General features: G+C 50.4%; 20 protein-coding genes. 15 read left to right on the top strand and 5 right to left on the bottom strand.

Annotated elements, in window-relative coordinates; genetic code table 11:
* Positions 1-502 precede the first annotated feature (502 nt).
* The 9 genes from ACTJKB_RS24840 to ACTJKB_RS24800 all read left to right on the top strand — a co-directional run bounded on the left by ACTJKB_RS24840 (position 503) and on the right by ACTJKB_RS24800 (position 9,965).
* Entirely contained in the window at positions 503-2,014 is a 1,512-nt protein-coding gene (locus ACTJKB_RS24840) for an HD domain-containing phosphohydrolase (RefSeq protein WP_440837016.1), read from the top strand.
* Positions 2,015-2,198: 184 nt separating this feature from the next.
* Positions 2,199-2,591 carry a NusG domain II-containing protein gene (locus ACTJKB_RS24835; protein ID WP_074086731.1) on the top strand — a complete coding sequence of 131 codons (393 nt, stop codon included), beginning with the start codon at positions 2,199-2,201 and terminating at the stop codon, positions 2,589-2,591.
* The gene (locus tag ACTJKB_RS24830) at positions 2,575-3,126 is read left to right on the top strand and encodes a Gx transporter family protein (RefSeq protein ID WP_440837015.1); all 552 of its coding nucleotides are present in this window, start codon (positions 2,575-2,577) and stop codon (positions 3,124-3,126) included. Before ACTJKB_RS24835 ends, ACTJKB_RS24830 begins: the two co-directional genes overlap by 17 nt.
* 30 nt (positions 3,127-3,156) lie before the next feature.
* Positions 3,157-4,017 (top strand): ATP-binding cassette domain-containing protein, encoded by an 861-nt coding sequence (locus ACTJKB_RS24825; protein ID WP_440837014.1) that lies wholly within the window; start codon positions 3,157-3,159, stop codon positions 4,015-4,017.
* The gene (locus tag ACTJKB_RS24820) at positions 4,002-4,901 is read left to right on the top strand and encodes an energy-coupling factor transporter ATPase (protein WP_440837013.1); all 900 of its coding nucleotides are present in this window, start codon (positions 4,002-4,004) and stop codon (positions 4,899-4,901) included. The genes ACTJKB_RS24825 and ACTJKB_RS24820 overlap by 16 nt, the downstream gene beginning before the upstream one ends.
* Positions 4,894-5,685 (top strand): energy-coupling factor transporter transmembrane component T family protein, encoded by a 792-nt coding sequence (locus ACTJKB_RS24815; RefSeq protein ID WP_440837012.1) that lies wholly within the window; start codon positions 4,894-4,896, stop codon positions 5,683-5,685. The genes ACTJKB_RS24820 and ACTJKB_RS24815 overlap by 8 nt, the downstream gene beginning before the upstream one ends.
* Positions 5,686-5,705: 20 nt before the next feature.
* Complete coding sequence (locus ACTJKB_RS24810; RefSeq protein ID WP_440837011.1) at positions 5,706-7,631, top strand: peptidase U32 family protein; 1,926 nt, start codon at positions 5,706-5,708, stop codon at positions 7,629-7,631.
* 146 nt (positions 7,632-7,777) lie between these two features.
* Positions 7,778-9,079 (top strand): aspartate aminotransferase family protein, encoded by a 1,302-nt coding sequence (locus ACTJKB_RS24805; protein ID WP_440837010.1) that lies wholly within the window; start codon positions 7,778-7,780, stop codon positions 9,077-9,079.
* A gap of 1 nt (position 9,080) precedes the next feature.
* The gene (locus tag ACTJKB_RS24800) at positions 9,081-9,965 is read left to right on the top strand and encodes a UbiA-like polyprenyltransferase (RefSeq protein ID WP_440837009.1); all 885 of its coding nucleotides are present in this window, start codon (positions 9,081-9,083) and stop codon (positions 9,963-9,965) included.
* 949 nt (positions 9,966-10,914) lie between these two features.
* Here the strand turns inward: ACTJKB_RS24800 and ACTJKB_RS24795 are convergent.
* From ACTJKB_RS24795 to ACTJKB_RS24780, 4 genes are all read right to left on the bottom strand, one after another.
* Positions 10,915-11,895: a polyprenyl synthetase family protein gene (locus ACTJKB_RS24795; protein ID WP_440837008.1), complete on the bottom strand. Its 981-nt coding sequence runs from the start codon at positions 11,893-11,895 to the stop codon at positions 10,915-10,917.
* A gap of 18 nt (positions 11,896-11,913) precedes the next feature.
* Complete coding sequence (locus tag ACTJKB_RS24790) at positions 11,914-12,363, bottom strand: hypothetical protein (RefSeq protein WP_440837007.1); 450 nt, start codon at positions 12,361-12,363, stop codon at positions 11,914-11,916.
* 252 nt (positions 12,364-12,615) lie between these two features.
* The gene (locus tag ACTJKB_RS24785) at positions 12,616-14,499 is read right to left on the bottom strand and encodes an FAD-dependent oxidoreductase (RefSeq protein ID WP_440837006.1); all 1,884 of its coding nucleotides are present in this window, start codon (positions 14,497-14,499) and stop codon (positions 12,616-12,618) included.
* A 48-nt stretch (positions 14,500-14,547) separates the two neighbouring features.
* Positions 14,548-15,453, bottom strand: a complete 906-nt coding sequence (locus ACTJKB_RS24780; protein WP_440837005.1) for an FMN-binding protein — start codon at positions 15,451-15,453, stop codon at positions 14,548-14,550.
* Positions 15,454-15,918: 465 nt separating this feature from the next.
* Here ACTJKB_RS24780 and ACTJKB_RS24775 point away from each other — a divergent pair, with 465 nt between their 5' ends.
* From ACTJKB_RS24775 to ACTJKB_RS24750, 6 genes are all read left to right on the top strand, one after another.
* The gene (locus ACTJKB_RS24775) at positions 15,919-16,122 is read left to right on the top strand and encodes a CsbD family protein (RefSeq protein ID WP_062525224.1); all 204 of its coding nucleotides are present in this window, start codon (positions 15,919-15,921) and stop codon (positions 16,120-16,122) included.
* Between the two features lie 51 nt (positions 16,123-16,173).
* On the top strand, positions 16,174-16,446 hold the full coding sequence (locus ACTJKB_RS24770) for a hypothetical protein (protein WP_440837004.1): 273 nt from the start codon (positions 16,174-16,176) through the stop codon (positions 16,444-16,446).
* Between the two features lie 156 nt (positions 16,447-16,602).
* Positions 16,603-18,000, top strand: a complete 1,398-nt coding sequence (locus ACTJKB_RS24765; protein ID WP_440837003.1) for an ATP-binding protein — start codon at positions 16,603-16,605, stop codon at positions 17,998-18,000.
* Between the two features lie 119 nt (positions 18,001-18,119).
* Positions 18,120-19,391: an MFS transporter gene (locus tag ACTJKB_RS24760; protein ID WP_440837002.1), complete on the top strand. Its 1,272-nt coding sequence runs from the start codon at positions 18,120-18,122 to the stop codon at positions 19,389-19,391.
* A gap of 53 nt (positions 19,392-19,444) precedes the next feature.
* On the top strand, positions 19,445-20,113 hold the full coding sequence (locus ACTJKB_RS24755) for an NAD(P)H-binding protein (RefSeq protein ID WP_440837001.1): 669 nt from the start codon (positions 19,445-19,447) through the stop codon (positions 20,111-20,113).
* Between the two features lie 94 nt (positions 20,114-20,207).
* Entirely contained in the window at positions 20,208-20,588 is a 381-nt protein-coding gene (locus ACTJKB_RS24750; protein WP_074109933.1) for a RidA family protein, read from the top strand.
* Between the two features lie 95 nt (positions 20,589-20,683).
* Here the strand turns inward: ACTJKB_RS24750 and ACTJKB_RS24745 are convergent, their stop codons facing one another.
* The gene (locus ACTJKB_RS24745) at positions 20,684-21,442 is read right to left on the bottom strand and encodes a tryptophan-rich sensory protein (RefSeq protein WP_440837078.1); all 759 of its coding nucleotides are present in this window, start codon (positions 21,440-21,442) and stop codon (positions 20,684-20,686) included.
* Positions 21,443-21,542: the final 100 nt, after the last annotated feature.

Genomic DNA, 21,542 nt, shown 5'->3' with positions numbered 1-21,542 from the left:
GTAGACGCGCCCGATATCCGCAAACTGCGGTTATCGGGCGCTAATATGTTCCACACATGGGACCGCATTCTATGTACAAGAAAGCAGCGAAGCCATGTCTTCTGCGTATATTTAATCCCCCGCCGTCCGTGAGAAAAACGGGTGTCTTGATCCTTGTTATTTCCAGCAGCCGTGTGGCGAGAATAATCCTTCCAAAACGACAAAAGCCCTACCTCTCTTTTGTCCTTGCGGCTCCGTGGCCGCGCCAGTGCGAATCGGAAAACTATGTTCGAATTTAATCTCATAAAAAGGAAGAGTACTGCAAGAAAACGTAAGATTTTGTGTCCAAAATGCCGATAATAGATAAATGGGCAACGAATCGGCTTGACATCTTCTTGATGGGGATAATATATACTGCAAACAAATATTCACTAAGTATAGCATGGATTGTCAAGAAATGCAAATCATTAAGCTTTAAGGAAGGCTGGAAACGGGGGGCCCGATGAATTTATACGGAGTTTTTTTGAAAAAACAGATTCGTAATTACATGTTTGGCTCCGTGATTGCCGTGCTTGCGGTGGGAAGTCTGATTCTTCTCTCCTCACTTGAAATAAGCCAAACTGAGTATTTGCGGCTGCTCTACGTATTGCTGATCTCGTTCGTCATTATGGCTGTGACGGAGATCAGTGTCTTCCTCAGGCAAATGCGGCCTATCCGGATGGCACTTACGGAGCGGAAACCGACACTAGCCATGCTGGAGAAAGCTTATCTGCATACTCACCGGCTGCCGAAGCTTGCGGTGCAGCGGATACTGGGTCCGCATTTTCTGGGGCTGTCTCTGCCAGCATCGCTCCTGACCTTATGGATGATCCGTACCGGATTAATCAGCTTACCCTACTTCTATCTAGTGCTTGCAGTCGCCGGGGCTATTCTGGTGGCAGGTATGCATGCGTTGATTGAGTTTTTTCTGACCTCCTCGGCGATCATTCCGCTGATTAAAGAATTCAGAAACCGGGCATTGACCTTGTACATGGTTGATTTTTCTCTGGAAGGCCATGTGTTTGTGCCAATCCGCCCCAAATTTCTCGTCACTTGTATGCTGATCGGTACTTTCCCGCTCTTTCTATTTATTATGGCAACCCAAATCAGGCTGGAAACGCTGCGGGGCGGTTTAGCCGATGGCATGCAGAATTATTGGGATTGGGCGGGGCTTATGCTGCTGATCGGTACCCTTTTTTCATCCATAGCGGCTTGGCTTCTAACCCGAAGTGTGCAGCATCCCATTAACGAATTGTACCAAGCAATGAACAATATTAAAGACGGGCGGCTGCTGCAGATGCAGGACGAATACTCGGATGAATTCTCGAAGCTCGTGGCCGGATTTAATATGATGGTCCGCGGTCTGCAGGCCCGGGAGCATCAGAGCAGGCAATTACTCGACAGCTATTTCACCACTCTTGCTGTAGCGCTGGATGCCAGGGACCCGTACACAGCCGGGCACTCGCTGCGGGTGGCGGAATATTCGGTGATTATTGGCCAGCTCGCGGGGCTTACCGGGCAGAAGCTGGATAATTTGCGCAAGTCTGCCCTGCTGCATGATATCGGCAAAATCGGTGTACGGGACAGCGTACTCTTCAAGGAGGAGGCGCTGACCGACGAGGAATTTGACGAGATCAAGAGCCATCCCGTGCTTGGAGAGAATATTCTGCGTCAGATTGAGCCTGTGGAAAAGATGGCGCCTTACCTGGGCGGGGTTCGCTCGCATCATGAACGTTATGACGGCGAGGGATATCCGGACGGTTTGGCCGGAACGGCTATTCCGCTGCATGGCCGGATTATAGCCGTGGCTGATGCCTATGATGCCATGACCTCGGACCGGCCTTACCGCAAAGGGATGAATCATGAACGGGCGCTGGCTATTCTGGAGCAGGGAAGAGGTACCCAGTGGGATCCTGAATTTGCCGGTTTGTTTTTGGCCTATTTCGGAAAAACTGAGAAATCCGGTAAAACGGATTATCCAGGCCGGGCGGGATAACCTAATATTTCTTATTGAAGCGGATGCCATCCATTTATGATTCGGTATCCGCTTCTGCTTGCGTGCCTATTTTGTGAACTGCTCCCTAAAACCGACAAATCCCGAGTACATTCATTGAAGGATTGAAGACGGACCGTTATAATTAATAAGTCTGGATTTTAACTAAAAAATAAGGGAGATCATTATGAAACGCGCAGATGTGCTGCTGATTTCCATCGTGCTCATTGCCGCGCTTGCTTTTATCGTGCCGAGATGGCTCTCGAACGATAGCGACAAGGCGGGACCCGGAAACAACCTGGTAGCTAATATAACGGTGGATGGCAAGCTGTATAAGACAGTGAAGCTTACAAAAGAAGAACAAACCATTGATATCCGCACAGAGCGCGGCTATAACATTCTGAAGGTGTATGACTACGGGATTGAAATGTACGATGCGGACTGTCCCGACAAGGTATGCCTGGGCTTCGGCCATATTACCCGTCCCAAGCAGACCATCGTGTGCCTGCCGCACCGGGTGTTAGTAGAAATTGCAGGCGGTGTGTCGGGGGAGGATGATATAGATGCCTATGTCCAGTAGTGAATCGGCAACAGCATTGAAACGTACGGTGATTGTGGCTATTTTCGCAGCAGTCGCTGTAGTACTGAGTCTGGTGGAGGCCCAGATCCCGCTGGTTGGGGTCGGACTCATGCCTGGCGCCAAGCTCGGCTTCGCCAATATCATGATTTTGACCTGTATTTTCTTTTTACGGGGTCGTGACGCCTTTGTGTTGGTCATTCTGAAGACATTGCTTACAGCATTCCTGCTTGGCACCTTTTCGAGTCTACTGTTCAGTCTGTTCGGATCGCTGCTCAGCTTTGTGGTGATGTTCCTGCTGGTGAAGTGGGGAGGCAAGAAATTTAGTGTGATCGGAATTAGTATAGCGGGGGGATTGGCCCATAATACGGGGCAGCTGTTCGCGGCGTCCATTGTATTCAAATCCATGAGTATTTTCTATTACTTGCCGGTGCTGCTTATTACCGGGATTGTGACGGGGATTGCCGTTGGCTTCGCCGTGCGTTATCTGGTAGCGTCGCTGTCCAAAATATCGCTGTTTGAAGAGTTTTTGGGCTAAAGCGGGTCCATCAGCGGAAGGATGACTAACATGATTGAAGCATATCAAGACGTGGAGGATGCAGAAGGGGTGCCGGCTGTGATCCAGCTCGACGGAGTCTCTTTTGGCTATGATCCAGAGCACCCCATTCTTCACAATATCAGCGTATCCATTCCACAGGGCCAGTGGGTGAGTATAGTAGGACCAAACGGCTGCGGCAAGTCCACACTGGTTAAGCTGATGAACGCCCTGCTGCCCAAAAGTGGCGGAGAGATTACCATATGCGGCCATCAGCTGGGTGAAGAAACGATTGGTGCCATCCGGCAATGCATTGGCATGGTGTTCCAGAATCCCGATAATCAATTTATCGGGGCTACGGTTGAGGAAGATATATTGTTTGGCCTGGAGGGGCTATGTTTGCCATACGCTGAGATGGAGGAACGGCTGAGAGCCTATACCTTGAAGCTGGGGATTGAGGATCTGCTGGCCAAGCATCCGGGCGAGCTGTCGGGTGGACAGAAGCAGCGTGTCGCCATTGCATCCATTCTCGCCATGAAGCCAGGCATCGTCATCTTTGACGAGGCCTCTTCCATGTTGGATGAGGCGAGCCGTGATGAGTTGCTTCGCATTCTTCAAGGGATGCGGGCGGATGGGCAGTACACCATCCTGATGATCACGCATGATGCTGACGAGATCCTGGCCTCGGACCGGGTGCTGGCCATGCACAGTGGCGGTCTTGCCGCTGATACGACCCCTCAGGAGCTGTTCGGGAATACAGAGCTTCTGGAGAAATGCCATCTACTGGAGCCGTATCCTTGGCGTCTTGCCCGGGAATTGCAAAGCCGGGGAATCAGGGTGGATGCGCCCGCCAGCGAAAAGGAGCTAATTGATAAACTATGGCCATACAACTAGAGCAAGTAAGCTTTACTTACGCCGAGAATAGTTTATGGAAGCAGACGGCGCTGCATGATATTACCCTTGGTATTCCCAAAGGCTCACTTACCGGGATTGCGGGTGCAACGGGTTCGGGCAAATCTACGCTGCTGCAGCTCTTTAATGGCATCCTTAAACCAACGCAGGGGACGGTAAAAGTGCTGGATGTGACTATACGGGCCGGTGAGAAATCACCGAAGCTGCTGCCGCTGCGCCGCCGGGTCGGACTGGTCTTTCAATTTCCGGAGCAGCAGATGTTCGAAGATACGGTAGAAAAGGACCTGATCTTCGGACCGCTCAACTTTGGCATGAGTCCGGAGGAGGCCAAGGGGCGCGCACGCAAAGCCATGCTCGAAATGGGGCTGGACCTCGCCCTGCTCTCGCGCAATCCATTCCGCTTAAGCGGAGGACAGATGCGCAAGGCGGCCATCGCCTCCGTACTGGCCATGGACCCGGAAATATTCGTGCTGGACGAGCCGACCGCCACACTGGACCCGGTCAGCCGGGCGGAGTTGATCGCGCAATTGGAGCGTCTCTGCCGCGAACAGGGTCGGACAGTTATTATCGTAACCCACCGGATGGATGAACTGCTGCCGATTGCCGACCGCTGGGTTCTATTGAAGGACGGAAAAATTGCATTTCAGGGGAGCGGCGGAGAGCTTGCCGCCGATCCGGACATCCTTACGCGCTGCGGCCTGGGTGTGCCGCATTCTCTCCGTTACTGGCAGGCCATTGCCGGGCAGTTCGGCCTTGCGGGCGAGAGGCCCCGCTTAACCGCTGAGAGCCTTGCCGAACTGATCGCTTCATTGCCGGGGACCGTCAGATCAAGTGAGTCGGCAGGAATGGGGGATGCCCATGAATGAGCGGCTGCTGCTGGGACGCAGCATTGAGACTGGCTCGTGGGTACACAAGCTGGATGCGCGTTCCAAGCTTACCGGGATGCTGTTGTATGTAGCTGTAATTCTGCTGTCGGATTCCTGGCTTTCGATGGCGCTGCTGGCTGTATTTTCGATTACGGTCATGGCTTCAACGCGTATTCCGCTGAAGTATTTCATCAAGGCGGCCAAGCCCTTGCGTTATTTGATGCTGTTCATCTTCATCGTACAGCTTCTGTCCGTCAAAGAGGGAGATGTGCTATGGTCCGCCGGCTCGTTCTCGCTGCATGAGGGGGGGCTGCGCTTAGCTGCTTTTTCAGTCATCCGCATGCTGTTTCTGATCACGTTCACGGCGCTCCTTACCTTTACCACAACGCCTGGCAAGCTCAATCAGGGACTAGAGGGGATCCTTGCACCCTTCAAGAAATTAGGACTGTCGCCAGACCGGATTACGCTGATGATCAGCATTGCGCTGCGGTTTATTCCTACGATTCTGGATGAATCGCAGATTATTATGAAAGCCCAGGCCTCCCGCGGAGCCGATCTGCAGGAGCTGCCTTTGAAAGAGAAAGCGAGGATGCTGGTGTCGCTGCTTGTACCCGTGATCTCCAGCGCCTTCCGTCGGGCACAGGATCTGGTCTATTCCATGGAAGCCAGAGGCTTCCGCATGGATGCTCCGCGCAGCCGGTATCACCGCTTGAGGTGGGGCGCTGCCGATACTGTTTTTGTTGCTATGTTCATCATCATGGGAGTTGCAGTGGCATTATTGTGATATTTTAGGGGGAATAGGCAATGGCAAGATTTTTTAACGGGAAAGAAATTGAACTGCTCGCACCTGCGGGAACATTTGATATTTTTAAATCAGTGGTCGAGTCGGGCTGTGATGCGGTGTATTTTGGCGGTCCTGTACTCAATATGAGAATGATGCGCAAAGGCTATAATCTATCGCATGAAGAAATTATTGAAGCCCTGGACATCGCCCACGGTTTAGATAAAAAAGTATATATCACCGTAAACAATCTTTTCAGCGAAGACGATGTGGAGGAAGCCAGAGCCTATCTGCGGTTTCTTGACGAGGTTCGTCCGGACGCGCTGATTGTTCAGGATATGGCAGTGCTGGAGCTGATCCGCGAGATGGAGCTTACCGTTCCTATCCATGCTTCAGTCATGATGAATGTACACAATCTGGAGATGATCTACGCGCTGCGTGATCTCGGAGTAAGTCGGGTGGTTACTTCGCGGGAAATGGATCTGCAGACGGCTAAGCTGCTGGGGCAGCAAAGCGGCATGGAGCTGGAATACTTTGTTCATGGCGATATGTGCTCTGTTCACGGGGCGAACTGCTATTTCAGCTCACAGGTATTCGGGATGAGCAGCAACCGTGGCAAATGTATGAAGCCTTGCCGCTGGGATTACCGGATTAAACGGGACGGATATGTATTCCCGGCAGAATATCCGCTGGCCGTCAAGGATATGTTCATGTATGAGCATCTTCCGGAACTGATCGAATCGGGAATTACCTCTTTCAAAATTGAAGGCCGGATGCGCGATAAGGAATTCATGGTCTCCCTGGCGAACAGCTACAGCGAGGCTATTGACCGGTATATTGAAGATCCGATTGGCTTTGACCGGACCGTGGATTCCAAAGAGCTATACAAAAACCGCAAACGTGATTTCTCCACCGCTTACGCTTTTGGCAAACCAGGTCTGTCAAACATTAACCGCCGTTACGAAGGTACAGGCAAATTCTACAGCACAGGCAAGGTATTCAGTACGCCAACTGCTGAACGCGAGCTGTCCGAAACCCGGGTACAGGAGCTGCGCGAACGTCTGGCCGAGGCAGGAAAGGGTTCAAAAGCTGTACCGGAACTAGCTGTACGTGTGAATAATATGGAGCAGGCCCGTCTGGTTATCGAAATGGGTGTTGAGAGCCTGTATCTGCCTGGAGATGTATTTGAGCCGGACCGGCCGTTTACGAAGCAGGATATTAAGGAGCTTGGGGCCATTAAAGGGAATACCCGGTTGTACCTTGGAATGCCGCGGATGATGAATGAGCTTCATTTTAACCAGTATGATCATTTGCTGAACGGAGAACGGCTGCCTATTGATGGGCTGATGATTACCAATCTTGGGGCCATTCGGCGCTACAGAGCTTACGGGTACCCGTTGATCGGTGATGCCAATCTGAATATCTACAATCATCTTTCTGCAGGGCTGTACGCCGGACTGGGGCTGGAAAAGCTGACCGTGTCACCGGAAATGACGATGGAGCATTTTGCCGCCTTCATTTCGCGATGTGATCTGCCGCTAGAGGTTGTTGTTCACGGCACACCGGCGCTGATGTACATGGAACATGATCTGTACGAGAATACCGAGGTTATGGAGCCTATTGCCGAAGAAGATAATCTGTATGTCCGTAATGATGTGCTGGTTCTCAAAACCGATAAAGGCGAAAATCCGGTCTACCGTGACCAATTTGGCCGCTGCCATCTGCTGTTCTCCAAAGAACTCTGCTACCTGCCAATGCTGAAGGAAATGCGCGGGCTCGGTATTGCCAGCTTCCGGATCGAAGGCGCCACATATAGTAAGGAAGAGCTGCGGACAATCATTGCTGCCTACCAGGCTGCCCTTCATGGAACACATTCGCAAGAGGATCTACTGGGCGGACTTACGCCTGTGTATGCTGGTTATACGCTCGGTGCCCTGCAGTTTAATTGAATTATTTAAATTTTAAAATATCGCTATGGAGCGTATAATAACGGTAAACGTATGATTGCTAAGTTATTTTTTTCACAAAGAATTCTACTGATTGATAATCCATATTGTACCGCCCGGACGGGCGCCTGAAAGAGAGGGAACCCTTCATGAAGCAACAAGAGACAGCCATTGGAAGAACAGCGGTTGCCGCCAAAAGAAAGCAATATTTCTATCCCTGTACCGCACACTTTTACCGGGATGCGCCGCAGCTCGTGCGTGGAAGCATGCAGTTTGTCTATGATGAGAACGGCAAGTCGTATACGGACTTTTTTGCCGGCGTATCGGTTGTCGCCTGCGGCCACTGCAACCCTGTGATTACAGGACGCACGATTGCACAGCTTCAGCAGCTCCAGCACACCTCGACGGTATATCTTACCCAGCCGAATGTGGATTTGGCTGAGCGTCTGGAAGAGGTGCTTCCGGGGAATCTGCGCCGTAGCTTCTTCGTCAACAGCGGCTCGGAGGCCAATGAGGGCGCACTTTTGCTAGCCAGAATGCATACCGGCCGTAAAGGCTTCATTGCGCTGGAGAGCGGGCTGCACGGGCGGACCAATCTGACGATGAGTGTAACCGGGCTGCAAATGTGGAGAACGGATCAATACCTGGATGAAGATGTAACGTTTATTGAGCGGCCGTATCACCCGGAGCTTACGCTGGAGGAGGCTGCAGCCGTTTCTCTGAAAAGCCTGGAGCGGGTGCTGAAGGAAAAAGGCCACACGATCGCAGCGATGATCGTTGAGCCGATTCAGGGGAATGGGGGCATGATTATGCCTGCCCTCACCTATTTCCGCGAGGTCAAAGCGCTGCTGGAGGCTTACGGCGTGCTGCTGATCGACGATGAGATTCAGACGGGCTACGGCCGTACGGGAGCTATGTTCGCTATGGAGCATTTTGGCGTTGTGCCGGATATTATCAGTATGGCCAAAGCGCTGGGCAACGGGGTTCCGGTAGCGGCCTTTGCGACCACGGATGACATTGCGGCATCCTTGAACCGGCCTTCCGCTTCAACCTTCGGGGGGAATCCGGTATCGGCGGCTACGGCGCTGGCGGTACTCGACTATATCCGCGACGAACAGCTGCCGGAGCGCGCAGCCGAGTTGGGGGCTCAACTCAAGGGGGGCCTGGAGTCCCTTCAGGAGCGTTATCCGGGAATGATCGTTGACGTACGGGGAACCGGACTGATGCTGGGTGCAGAACTGGCGGGTCCGGATGCTGCTGGTTCGGCTGCGTTGACCGACGATGTACTGGAAGCGATGAAGGACCGCGGATATTTAATCGGCAAAAATGGCATAGGCCGCAACGTGCTGGCTTTCCAGCCTCCCCTGGTGATTACTGCTGAGGATATCGACGGCCTGCTGACTGCTTTGAATGAAGTGCTGCTGCAAGTTTCTACAGAAAAGGAAGAATGATATGGCCATCTTAAATGCTGTCAAAACCTCTGCGCTCAAGCTGAAAATGTTCAGCGAGCTGGTGATGTTTTCCCATACGCTGTTTTCGCTGCCCTTCGCCATCATTTCGATGGTCTGGGCTGCAGGGGGGGGGCCATCCGGCCACATGATGCTATGGGGACTTATTGCCCTAATCGGTGCGCGGAATGGCGCTAACGCCTTTAACCGTCTGGTTGACCGTACCTTTGACGGCAAAAATCCGCGCACAGCGCACCGTCATCTGCCGCAGCGTCTGCTTGCGGAGAAGGAAGTTATTTTCTTCATCATCATCAACTATGCCTTGTTCATTGTGGCCTCCGGCATGCTGAATCTGCTCTGTCTGCTGCTGTCGCCGGTGGCCATCGTTCTGATCTCATCCTATTCGTATACCAAACGCTTCACGTTCCTAAGCCATTTGTATTTGGGCTTTGTCATTGCCTCGGCGCCGATTGGCGCCTGGTTTGCAGTGACGGGAAATATCGCCTTTACCCCGTTCGTGATCGGTACGGTCGTTATGCTCTGGATCGCCGGTTTTGATATCATCTACGGCACTCAGGATATCGATTTTGACCGCCGGAACGGTCTGTGGTCGATTCCCAGCTTCTTCGGACTGGAGAATGCGCTGCGCATTTCCAAAGGCTTGCATTTCATTATGATTATGCTGCTGCTGTTCTTGTACCTCTGGCGCGATCTGGGCTGGATGTACCTGGTCGGCATCGGCATTGCTACGCTGCTTCTGATGACCGAGCACCGCATTATTAAGCCGCATAACCGGCGGCTGATGAAGGTGGCTTCGTATAATTTGAATCAGGTAATCAGTATGGTGATATTGCTGTGTACGCTGATTGATTATTTTTATGTGAGTTAGGGGCTCGGTTAGGAGAGGCTCCGCTCCGGGGAATGTTTGGACTTCCGGCCGCTGTTGTCTCCAGATGTTTTGGATTAGATCGCTATTAGCGATAACATCTGGAGACAAAGGCGGACGCTATCGCTCCTACAGTTCCAAACTTCCCCGCAGCGAAGTCCTAACCTTGCCTTGGCACACCCCACACCCAGCCTGCCCAGCAGGAAGCGGGCAGGGACACACCGGCGCGGAAAGCTGGCTTATGCGGCTTTCCTTGCCCGGTAGGGCTGGCCCCTTGAGCTCTGTCCCGTAGGGCCATCGTTCAAGGGCAAACAGCCTTAAGAGCTTGAGAGATAAACCCCAACCCCAACCCCAACCCCAACCCCAACCCCAACCCCAACCCCCAAGCCCAGGACATTAAGCTAAACTTACTCACGGGCGCTTCGCTGCGTTCGCTTGTTTAGCGAAAACAGGGGCGAAGGCAAAGGCAAAGATAAGTATCTATCGTCTCGCATTCACCCGCAGATGCACAAGCGGGGGAAGAGATAGATATGAAAGAAGGCCTAACAAGCGGAAGAAATAGATAAACACAAAAGAAGGCCCCAATCGGGACCTTCTTTTGTGTTATCGTATTTGATTACAGCTTATATACGCAAGAGAGTAAGAAGGGGTGAATACCTAATTGAACTGAGACAGTAAATTCTCTGCAGGAGTTATTGCTAAGTGGAATTTGTATACTTAATTCGCCTGAACCGTTGCCACAACGAAGTTTAGTGGGAATTTGTATACCTAATTCCATGAATTCATCTGTTTGGCGGAATTTTGCCCGAATTAGATATACTTTTTCCCACTAAAGCTAATAGTGAAGGGCAAATGCAAGGATTAGGTATACTTTTTCCACTATGGCTGGACGCGGCCGACTGATACCTACTAGATGAACAATCTTGCTCATCAAGTAGTGTCAGTCAGTGCTTTAACGATCCCGGCCGGCAAAATACTGCAGCAGCGTCTCCAGATCGGCATGTGCCGGGTAGCTGGAGAGCTGCTGGATGATTCCGGCGGCCTGTGTCAGATAGTCCTGGCTGACTTCTTCCGTGCGGGCCAGGGCGTCGCTGCGGCCTATCAGGGCCAGAACATGAGTTACCTCCTCATCCGAAGAGGAGGGGCCGATGGTACGGATCAACGGAGCTAGCCCGGGATCTTGCAGGGCAAACAGTACCGGAAGTGTAACCTGGCCATGGCGCAGGTCACTTCCGGCCGGCTTGCCAAGCACATCGGCAGACTGGGTGAAGTCGAGCAGGTCGTCCTGGATCTGAAAGGACATGCCCAGCGCTTCGCCAAAGCTATATAACAGGTTCGCGACTTCCTCTGTGCTCTCCGTAGACAGCGCGCCGACCCGCAAGCAGGTTGCCATCAGTAAGGCGGTTTTGTTACGGGATTTCTCCAGGTACTCTTCAAAGGTAAGATTGTAATCGTAGGCATGCTCCATCTGCTGGTATTCTCCCAGACATAACTGAGCGGTAGCCACGGCTGACAAATCATGGACATACCGGTTTTTGTCACCGGTGTATTTGCTGAGGAGTTCGATCACCCGGGCGGACATATAATTCCCGATATGCACCGCGGAGAGTACGCCGGTCTTGGTGTGCAGGGCCGGAGCGCCCCTGCGCAGCTCAGCATCGTCAATAATATCATCATGAATTAATGAGGCGGCGTGAATAAATTCAGCGGCAGCAGACAATTGGAGCGTTCTGCGGCCCGAAGGCTTGCGTCCAAAACGGCCGCCGGCGATGACCATCAGCGGCCGGAGCCGTTTGCCGCCGGAGCCTGTCAGCTCCAGAATGCTCTGTGCCAGCTGTGACTTTTTGGGTACGTCTTTATCACGGGCTACAATATTCTGAATTTCATGGTTAATTTCGTTCAGGTCTATATTTAAGGCTTCATGCAGCTTCATCTTTACGGTTCCCACCTGTCAAATGGCTTTGCTGGTGCGGCTGTGCTGCCTTCGCTCCTGGATCAGGAACTCTTCAATGCCCGCCGCCGGATTTTGTTCTGCGAAGTCTCCATTTGACCGCGCGATTTGCATTTTTTTGATCGAAGGAGCCAGAGAAGCAACCAGGTCCAGTTCACGGCACTTCACCGCAAATTGCAGATAAAAGCTATACAAATAATCTCCATCCAAAATGTTGCGGATCAGGTCAGGATGATGTGGGGTACATTCCATATGGCGTTTAGCCGCCACAGTAAGAATGATATAAATACCTAGCAAATGGACTTTGCGGTCATATTCCAGATCATGGCGTTCCAGTACCGAGAGCAGCTGCTCACATTCTGCCGGAGAGAGATGCAACTGAATTCCGGCGATCGGTGACATTTCAGTCTGAAGCAACCGGAAGCTGTCTTTAATGAGTTTTCTGTTCACAAGATTCTCTCCTTCTTGTCGGTTTTGCCGGAAGAAACCATAGCCTTGATTATCCCTACAAAACCCTTTGTTAAAACCAAACAAATCTGTGATGGATTATGCTAGTACCTTGATAAATAAGGAGAGTAATGTGTCCTACGGACACATTACTCTTAAGATCATCATATTCAGCTGCAGCAACATAAAATACACATAAGTTACTGTTATATTTAATTAAACGGTGTCAGAAGCACTAAGCAGAGGGTATTAAGATCAGTCGGTATATAGATACCAGCGCCGCACAAGCGGGATCCGTTTCCACTGCTTCTTGAGCCAAGGCAGGACGTAGTAGTCCAGACCGAAGACGCTGCCCGATCCGCCAATGCATGCGATAGCTGCTCCAACGTACCAGAGCATTTCTGTTGAAGCCATCTTGGTAGACCAGATCATAACGGCCATACCTATGGTCGCTATGGAAGCGATAGCTGTAAACAGACCAACGATAAGCATAACACCGAAGACGATTTCGGCACAAACCATGCCGATTTGGAACCATTTAGCCAGGGCTGTATAATCTGTTCCGCCACTGTTATAGAACATCAAGTTCATAAACCAGTGGGTAATATCATAAATCCATCCTGGAACCCACAAAGCTTCAACCGCTTCCTTAGCAGTTGTTACTGCGGAAGCTGCGGATTGGGCATCTACTGTATCCTTGACGGCATCGACGGCAACGCTGGCCGAGGAGGCGGCATCCGTAAGATGCGCAGGAGCAGGAATCAGGAAAATCTTATCCGGATCTTCCCAGATCTTTCTGAGCTTGTCTATACCTTCATATAACCACATGCCCCCAAGTAGCATACGGAGCGGAACCAGCCAGAAATTCGGCGAACGTTTGGAGAAGTAGCCGCCCACGAAGCTCTTGCGGTTCTCTACATGGAAGAATTCATGCATCATGTAGGTCCATACTTTGTTAAAACCTACTACTTGAGACAGATAAAACATATTGATGAAATGCTTGGACAGCATTGCCATGAATCCGGTGAGCATGAAGAACTTGCCTGGAAGACCTACGTTGGCAACACCGTAGCGGCTGCCGATGGAGACCATCGTGCCGTGGAAGCCTGGTTTGTAAGCTTTTTTGGCGGTACCGCTGATATCTGCAGCGATGTTATTCGCAATGACCGGAGCAGCTTGTTCAGCATTTTCAACCATCTGCGGAACCGGACGGGTTTCGCCTTCAGGAATGTAGAAGATATTATCCCCTACTACGTAGACATTCTTATGGTCAACACTTTCCAAGTGCTCGTTGGTAACGATGCGTTTACGTCCCTGCTGTTGTACTTCAAGGCCGCCAACGATTTCGGAACCTTCTACACCGGCAGTCCAGACAATAGTCTGGGAATCCACGATGTTTTTCTCGCCGAGAGCTACACTGCCGCTGCCCACTTCAGTGATCTTGGCACCAGTAACGATTTCGACGTTCAGCTTGCGCAGACGGGCTTCAGCCTTCTGAATCAGCTTATCCGGGAGGATAGGCAGAATCTTCGGAGCCATATCGGCAACGATCAGACGCACTTCGGATGGATCAATGAAGAATTCCTTGCACAGCTCTTCGCGTTGCTCAGCCATTTCCCCAACTAGTTCGACACCCGTGAAGCCAGCACCGATGATGACGAAGGTCAGCATAGCGCGGCGGACAGCAGGATTCTTCTCCTTAGCGGCTTTGGTGTACATATCGCGAATCTGGCGTTTGAGTGCAACCGCGTCATCGTAAGACCAGAAGGAGAAGGTGTTCTCTTCAGCTCCGGGAATTCCGAAGAATGTTGGTTTGCTGCCTGTTCCGATTACCAGATAATCATAAGCATAGGTCGCTTTGTCGGATTTCAGCTTCTTGCTCTTGAAGTCAATATTGCTGATCTCATCCAGAACAACATCCACTTTCAGGCCGGCAAAAATTTTCTTCAAATCAACTTTAATTGAATCCTCAGGCGCACGGTTCGCGGACACCTCATGCAGCTCAGTCAAGAGAGTGTGATAAGGATTGCGGTCGATCAGCTTAATTTCTACATCTTTGTTGTTCTTATACTTCTTTGCCAGTTTCTTAGCCGTGAGTACGCCGCCGTAGCCGCCGCCCAAAATGACTATTTTTTTCAAGAGAAACTCACCTCATTCATCTGATTAGCTGCAAAAGGGAAGCGAATATTATTTCGCGCCTTCAAGTGCTTTTTCTGCAAGTGTAAAGTATTCGCCAACGTGGATGGAAACACCGGAAATAGCGTCAGTTTTTCCTTCTGCATCCAGTTTAGGAGCAGCACCTTTGTTTTCAAGGAAGTATTTTTCGGCAAGAGCAATTTCTTCGTGCCATTCAGCAGCACCGCCGCCGGCTTTCATGCCATATTTGCCATCAACGGAAAACTGTTTTTTGTCATCGCCTGCAGCGTTCACGCCGCTAAAATTAGCAGCTACGATATTTCCGCCTGCAACCGTAATTGCAACAGTGGATTTCCAGCCGGATTTAGCATCCATTTCGCCTTCAGCAGTGTAGCCACCGTCTTTGTATGGTCCAACTTGTGTAGGGCCTGCAGCCAGAGCAGCTTGAGATGCGGTAACAAAGTCACTTACTCCAACGGAAACGCCGGAAATGGCATCTGTTTTGCCTTCAGCATTTACAACTACCGCTGCAGGATCTTGTTTTTCAATCAAAAAGGCTTCAGCTTTAGCCGCTTGCTCATGCCATTCTGCTTGGCCGCCACCTTTGGCTACCAGTCCGTATTTACCATCTTCAGAAACTTTTTTCTTCAGATCGCCAGCTTTCTTAGTATTGAAAGCGTCCCAGTCAGCTTTGGTGATTTTTCCGCCTTCAACAGTCAGCAGAACGAATGATTGCCAGCCTGTTTCTTCGTCAGCCGGTGCTGTTCCGTAGTATGTTCCATCTTGATACTTACCTGTTTCAGCAGTTGCAGTGCCGGCATCGGATGCAGCAGGTGCAGCGGATTCAACAGGTGCGTTCGTTGCTGCCGCGTTGTTGCCATTGTTGTTGTTGCCACAGCCTGCGAGCAAAGTACCAAGTACAAGAGCGCTCGACAAAATAATAGAAGCTTTTTTCATTTTAGTATGACCTCCAAAGAAATAGTTTAAAATATATATATTAAAATGTAAAACATTTTAATAGTAATTGGAAGTGATAAAAATCACTTTATAAATGACATTTATCACTTTTGAATCCGTCTAAAGACCCTTTTTGTAGCAGCCACATGACATATATCGGCGGATAATAGAAAAAAATTTAATCATCTCGTTTTATCTTCGATGGCATTTTAGCACAAGCAAGACAAGATACATGTGAAAATAATCACTTGGAAATAAACTTTTTTATCGACAGTTGAATTATATCAAATTTTAAAATACTTAGATACCAGTTTAAAGAGACTATTATGTGACAAAAAACGACGGGAGCTGCTGTTCTTATGTGCGGACGGGGATAGATTCAATTTTAAGGATCAAGGGTAATAGTTTTTTAAGACATGAGCCTCTGGTCATACTAAAAAAGACACCTAAGGAGATGAGCATGTAATGGATAGTAATGTAATCAAGGGGAAATGGATGCAGCTTAAAGGTGAAGCCAAAAAACAATGGGGACAACTTACAGATGATGATCTTGATGTTATCGACGGTGAGAAGGATAAGCTGGTAGGCAAACTGCAGGAACGTTATGGCCATACCAAAGATGATGCGGAAGCGGAATACCGCAACTGGGAGCAATCCATCCGCCACTAATATAAAATACAAACCCTCAAAACAGGATAATCACATAAGCAGGGAGAGGCGATGTCTATGTATAAATCCCATGTCGTAACCGGCAGAATTATTGAGATCAACGCTGACCGGGTACTTACACAGCAGGGAGAGATGTTCTGCAGCTTTCATCCCCGGTACTATATGCTTCCGGATGTTGAGACATGGACACCTGAGGAATGTGACCTGAAAGAGGAGCCTGTAATCATATTGCATGAGCAGAGCGGAGGCCAGAGCTTGAAAAGACGCTGGAGTCCTATGAGGCCCTGGTTTCCGCAGCATAAGAAGAGCGCAAATCGTATCTGATTTGCGCTTTTCTTATGCAGAAAGACATGTATCGGAGAAGGAATTGGGCCTGGTTCACAGGTATTAATGGGACTGTGATTTCATGTATTGATTCTACTATTATGGTACTATGATTGATATGAATTACATATCTGTAAGTGTTGAAGGAGTGGTGCTATGGAATACTTGAAGATTTTTTTTATGAACACAGCTCTGCTGATTACTGTCGCTTATCTGGCGAATTTAATATATAAGCATACCATTTCTCATGCCCCGGAGACTGTTAAAAAGGCCAGCTGGGTCGTGCTTTCCATCTTTGCCGGTTGGATCACCATATTGTTTGGCTACAGACTGCATGAGAACGCAATCTTTGATTTGAGGTTTGTGCCGCTGATTATTTCTACGCTCGCATTTCCCCAACCCTTTATTCTAATTATCATCGGTGTTGGCATAGGCTTGACCCGTCTCATCTTCGGGATGAACGAGGCGGCGGTAGCAGGCGTGCTGAATTTGTCGATTCTGGGATTCGTCTGTGCCGGGCTCAGCTACTGGGTGCGCCGCACCACGGTTAAGATTGTGGGCAAGGGTCTCCTTATTATTCTGGTTGTGAATCTGATGAATGCGGTGAATATCATTGTTTTTGGAGTGATACCGGATTGGGTGTACATAACGCAAATCATGCCTATCACGCTGCCTGCAGGGATTGTTCTTAGTATGCTTTTTTCGCTGATTATCCGTGATTTTCAGCTTGATCTGCAGCGCACTGGCCAGGTAGTACGGGCGAACAAACTGCTCTCCGCGCAAGCGGAAGAGTTGCACAAGAATAAGATCGTACTGGAGGAGAGGGCGAAGCAGCTGATGCTGGCCTCCCAATTCAAATCGGAGTTTTTGGCTAATATGTCTCATGAACTGAGAACACCGCTCAACAGCATCATTAATTTATCGCAGATTATTGAAGAAAATGATCAACAGCTCACCCCGGAGGAGATCACCGAATATGGCACGATCATCCACCGGTCCGGCGGTGATCTGCTGGCGCTGATTAATGATATTCTGGATCTCTCCAAGGTTGAAGCGGGCAAGCTGGATGTGGTTCATGAGGAGCTGAATGTCAGTGAGATTCCGGAATTGCTTGCGCTTCAGTTTACTGTGGTGGCCAGAAAGAAGGGCTTGGAATTCAACATTAACCTTAGCGAGGACGTACCGCAGGTGATTCATTCCGATCCCCAGCGGGTGCAGCAGATTCTCCGCAATCTGCTGTCCAATGCGTTTAAGTTCACTATGAACGGCTTTGTATCGCTGAATGTCCGGATGGTAGAGCGGTCAGAAGGGCAAGCCCTGAAGCGCTGGGTGGTATTTGATGTACAAGACAGCGGAATTGGAATTGCCGCCGACAAGCATACGGTAATCTTTGAGGCCTTTCAACAGGCGGACAGCAGCATCAGCCGCAAGTATGGCGGGACGGGCCTCGGTCTGTCCATCAGCAATGATCTGGCTAAGCTCCTGGGCGGGTACATTACGCTATCCAGCAAGGAGGAACAAGGCAGCCTCTTTTCCCTATATTTGCCACTGTGATCGTCCGGGTAAGAAGGTGCTTGGAAGTCCAACTTTATTTGTGATTTTGGCGTATTGACAGGAGCTTGATGCGGAGTAGAATGAAGCAAAAGCCGCATCAAAGGAGTGTTACCACCCCCATGAACATCATGAGAAACAGGCTAGGCGGTTCCCGTCCAAAAGTACTCCGCAAAGCCTCGGTACATCGTAAGAATCTGCAGATCGCAACGTTTGAGGGGATACCATCAACGATATTTCAGGTGCTGCTCCAAGGGCAGTTTCTGACAGGCTTTCTGTTATATCTAGGAGCCAGCTCCAGCCAGATTGGTTTTGTTATCGCACTTACTACACTGGTTAATGTAGCGCAGATAGGTGTGGCTTTTCTGATTCAAAAGCTGCCGAGCCGCAAATGGGCCATGGTGACCTTTATCGGTTTACACAGGCTGCTCTGGGGCTCCACGGGGCTCGTTCCGTTTATTTTTCCGCAAGAGCACTGGGTCACCGCATTTATCGTATTATATACGATTGCATTCATTGCCAATACAGCCGGTGGCGTTTTGTGGAGTTCTGTGATCAGTGACCTTGTTCCTGCACGGGTGAGGGGCCGTTACTTTGGAATCCGTAATACGTTTCTGAATGCCCTGGGAAGTCTAGTGATGTATGGCGGCGGCATTGTACTTGACCGTTATCCCGGAGGGCACGGGTTTCTGATTCTGTATATTGTGGTCTGGATTTTTTCCATCTCCAATATCATCGTGTTCTTTTTTTATCCGGACGTGCCGTTTGAGAAATCGGAAGAGAAAGATTTTCTGCCGATGCTCAAGAAACCGCTGCATGATACGTTGTTTATGAAATCTACGCTGTTCCTGTCCGCGTGGCTGCTGCTGCAGAACCTGACGGTGCCTCTCTATTCCTATGTCATGCTGCAGCTGCTGAATATCAATTATGAGACCTTGTCCCTGCTGAACGTCTCACAGACGATCTTTATGATGGCAAGCTTCTATGTGTGGGGGAATCTGAACGCGAAGTACAGCAATAAGCGGCTGCTGCTCTGGACATTGCCGATCATTGCCATATCCTCGCTGCTCTGGGGGCTGCTGTCTGTAATGCCGATGCTGCTGGTGCTGTTCGCCGCCCATATTGTGTTCGGTGTGGGAGTAGGAGGCTTCAACCAACTGGCCTTTAACTTCATCATTGGCGATACACCAAAGAAAGAGCGGCCAATGTATATGGCGATGTATGCGGCGCTGACGGGTCTCGCTGCGTTTTTTGGACCGCTAATCGGAGGGCGGATTTATGAGTGGATACAAGAATGGCCGCAATGGATGCAGGTATACGGGATGCAGCTTATCGTAGGGACGCTGATGCTTCTTCTCGCACTGCTGCTGGGCCGGCGTATTCTGAAAGACTAACTGCAGAGGATGGCCAGGTCTTCCTCTTATTTCAGATGAAAGGAGACCATTCAATGACGAGAATTGCAGTAGTGCTGGGGGCTACGGGTCTTGTAGGCCGTGCGCTTACGGAAGATCTGCTGAATGGGGGCTGGGAGGAGGTGCGTGTGCTGGTGCGCCATCCGCTCAAGCTTCAGCATCCCGGACTGAAGCAGGTTATCATCGACTGGGAGCAGCTCGTAGAGTACAAGGAGCTGTTTGCCGGTGCTTCTGCCGTCTTTTGCTGTCTCGGAACAACCATCAAGAAAGCCGGCTCGCAGGAGCAGTTCGAACGTGTGGATCTGGAATATCCGCTTGCTGCCGCGGCGCTGGCCAAAGCTAGCGGGGTGAAGCAGTTTCTGGCGGTTTCATCGATGGGGGCAAGTGCCAAATCGCGCAATTTCTATTCCCGCACCAAAGGGAAAGTGGAGGAGGGGCTGATTGCTGCCGGTTTTCAGGGACTCCATCTGTTCCGTCCTTCACTGCTGCTGGGAGAACGTGAAGAATCCAGGCCCGGCGAACGGGCAGCAGCAGCCGTGATGAAGGCGCTGGACTTCGCCATGGTCGGAAAGGCGGCCAAGTACCGGGCAATACCCGCTGCGAAGGTGGCCAGAGCAATGATGAACATCGCCCTTGCCGACACGCATGGAGTGCATGTCTATACCAACGAAGTGATTCATGTGATTGGAAAAGTGCAGGCTTGAGGTTTGCAATAGGCTTGGCTCAGGACGTACAATGGGACATAAATCATACGTACATAGAGGGATCACTATCTTGTACACCAAACAGGAGGAGAATATGAGCAAAAAACAGGTAGCAACTGCAAAAGCCCCAGGTGCAATCGGTCCTTACAGTCAGGCGATCATTGCCGGGAACTGGGTATACACTTCGGGTCAACTGGGTCTAAATCCGGAAACAGGAGCTCTGGCAGAAGGCGTAGAGGAGCAGGCCCGTCAATCGCTGAGCAATGTGAAGGCGATCCTCGAAGAGGCTGGCGCATCCCTTGAGCATGTAGTGAAGACGACCGTGTACCTAAAGGATATGAATGATTTTGCGGCCGTGAACGAAGTGTACAGCACATTCTTCACTGAGCCATATCCGGCACGCAGCGCTGTTGAGGTTGCACGTCTGCCGAAGGATGGACTTGTAGAGATTGAAGCGGTAGCCCGGAAGAAATAAGCCTTAAGGGTAATGAATCCCTGAGTGTTTCCGTACCTTGGAAGCACTCAGGGATTTTTTTTGAACAGATAAGTTTGAACAGATAAGAATGAACCTCAATATTTGCTCCGGCCCGGTGTCAGCAGCAGCCAAATGCTGTAGAGCAGCAGTAAGCCGGCAGCGACTAGCCCCGTAATAAACACACTGCCGGTATCTTTATGCTCCAGGGCAATGGCGATGAAGGCCCACACGAAGACCAGCGTATAGATACTGTCCCGGTAAGGGAAACTGACAATAACGGCGAGCAAAGTGCCGACACAGAGCATAATTACGGCCCAGGTGGGATCACTTAACCCGAAGCCGTCCCAATGATTCTTTTCCAGGACGACACTGACATTGACAATAGTGGCAACGGAGATCCAGCCCAGATAGAGGCTGAACGGCAGCTTGACCAGCCATTGTTCCCCTGGAGTGGGGCTCGTGATGCTGCGCGTTTTGCGGTAGATGACAATCAGTGTAATCAGCATCAGTACCATAACCGCGAGGGACAGTTCAATATAGAGATAATGCCAGAGGAACAGCCAGCCCATATTAAAGATGCAGCTAAGCACAAACCAGATGCTGATCGGCCGTACAGAATCCCGGGAGCTAGTACCCTGCCGGAATGGATAGATGATGAAGCCGGCGAGCAGCAGATAGATCAATGACCAGATGGAAAAGGCATAGCCGGCAGGTGTCAGCAAGGTGTGATACCTGTCCGAAATTTCACTGGTGCTGTTCCCGCCAAGCGGGAGGGTCACCGCTAGGGTATTAACGACGAGTAGACCAAGGAAGAACAGCAGATTCCACCACTTATAAGAATTGTTTTGTCTGATTTTCATTCACTCCCTAAGCTTGATTATTTAGTGCTGAAGCCGGCGTCTACATAGAATATACCCGCATTTACTGCTTATAAGACCATTTTAGGCAAAAAAG

The sequence above is a fragment of the Paenibacillus sp. 22594 genome (assembly GCF_052044425.1).
In the GTDB taxonomy this organism is placed as follows: Bacteria; Bacillota; Bacilli; order Paenibacillales; family Paenibacillaceae; genus Paenibacillus_AQ.
This window is presented reverse-complemented; position numbering and strand designations above follow the sequence as displayed.

Bases quoted from the DNA above. Each gene is read 5' to 3' on its own strand.
- ACTJKB_RS24835 (WP_074086731.1), top strand. From the start codon at position 2,199: ATGAAACGCGCAGATGTGCTGCTGATTTCCATCGTGCTCATTGCCGCG.
- ACTJKB_RS24830 (WP_440837015.1), top strand. From the start codon at position 2,575: ATGCCTATGTCCAGTAGTGAATCGGCAACAGCATTGAAACGTACGGTG.
- ACTJKB_RS24825 (WP_440837014.1), top strand. From the start codon at position 3,157: ATGATTGAAGCATATCAAGACGTGGAGGATGCAGAAGGGGTGCCGGCT.
- ACTJKB_RS24820 (WP_440837013.1), top strand. From the start codon at position 4,002: ATGGCCATACAACTAGAGCAAGTAAGCTTTACTTACGCCGAGAATAGT.
- ACTJKB_RS24815 (WP_440837012.1), top strand. From the start codon at position 4,894: ATGAATGAGCGGCTGCTGCTGGGACGCAGCATTGAGACTGGCTCGTGG.
- ACTJKB_RS24810 (WP_440837011.1), top strand. From the start codon at position 5,706: ATGGCAAGATTTTTTAACGGGAAAGAAATTGAACTGCTCGCACCTGCG.
- ACTJKB_RS24805 (WP_440837010.1), top strand. From the start codon at position 7,778: ATGAAGCAACAAGAGACAGCCATTGGAAGAACAGCGGTTGCCGCCAAA.
- ACTJKB_RS24800 (WP_440837009.1), top strand. From the start codon at position 9,081: ATGGCCATCTTAAATGCTGTCAAAACCTCTGCGCTCAAGCTGAAAATG.
- ACTJKB_RS24795 (WP_440837008.1), bottom strand. From the start codon at position 11,895: ATGAAGCTGCATGAAGCCTTAAATATAGACCTGAACGAAATTAACCAT.
- ACTJKB_RS24780 (WP_440837005.1), bottom strand. From the start codon at position 15,453: ATGAAAAAAGCTTCTATTATTTTGTCGAGCGCTCTTGTACTTGGTACT.
- ACTJKB_RS24775 (WP_062525224.1), top strand. From the start codon at position 15,919: ATGGATAGTAATGTAATCAAGGGGAAATGGATGCAGCTTAAAGGTGAA.
- ACTJKB_RS24770 (WP_440837004.1), top strand. From the start codon at position 16,174: ATGTCTATGTATAAATCCCATGTCGTAACCGGCAGAATTATTGAGATC.
- ACTJKB_RS24765 (WP_440837003.1), top strand. From the start codon at position 16,603: ATGGAATACTTGAAGATTTTTTTTATGAACACAGCTCTGCTGATTACT.
- ACTJKB_RS24760 (WP_440837002.1), top strand. From the start codon at position 18,120: ATGAACATCATGAGAAACAGGCTAGGCGGTTCCCGTCCAAAAGTACTC.
- ACTJKB_RS24755 (WP_440837001.1), top strand. From the start codon at position 19,445: ATGACGAGAATTGCAGTAGTGCTGGGGGCTACGGGTCTTGTAGGCCGT.
- ACTJKB_RS24750 (WP_074109933.1), top strand. From the start codon at position 20,208: ATGAGCAAAAAACAGGTAGCAACTGCAAAAGCCCCAGGTGCAATCGGT.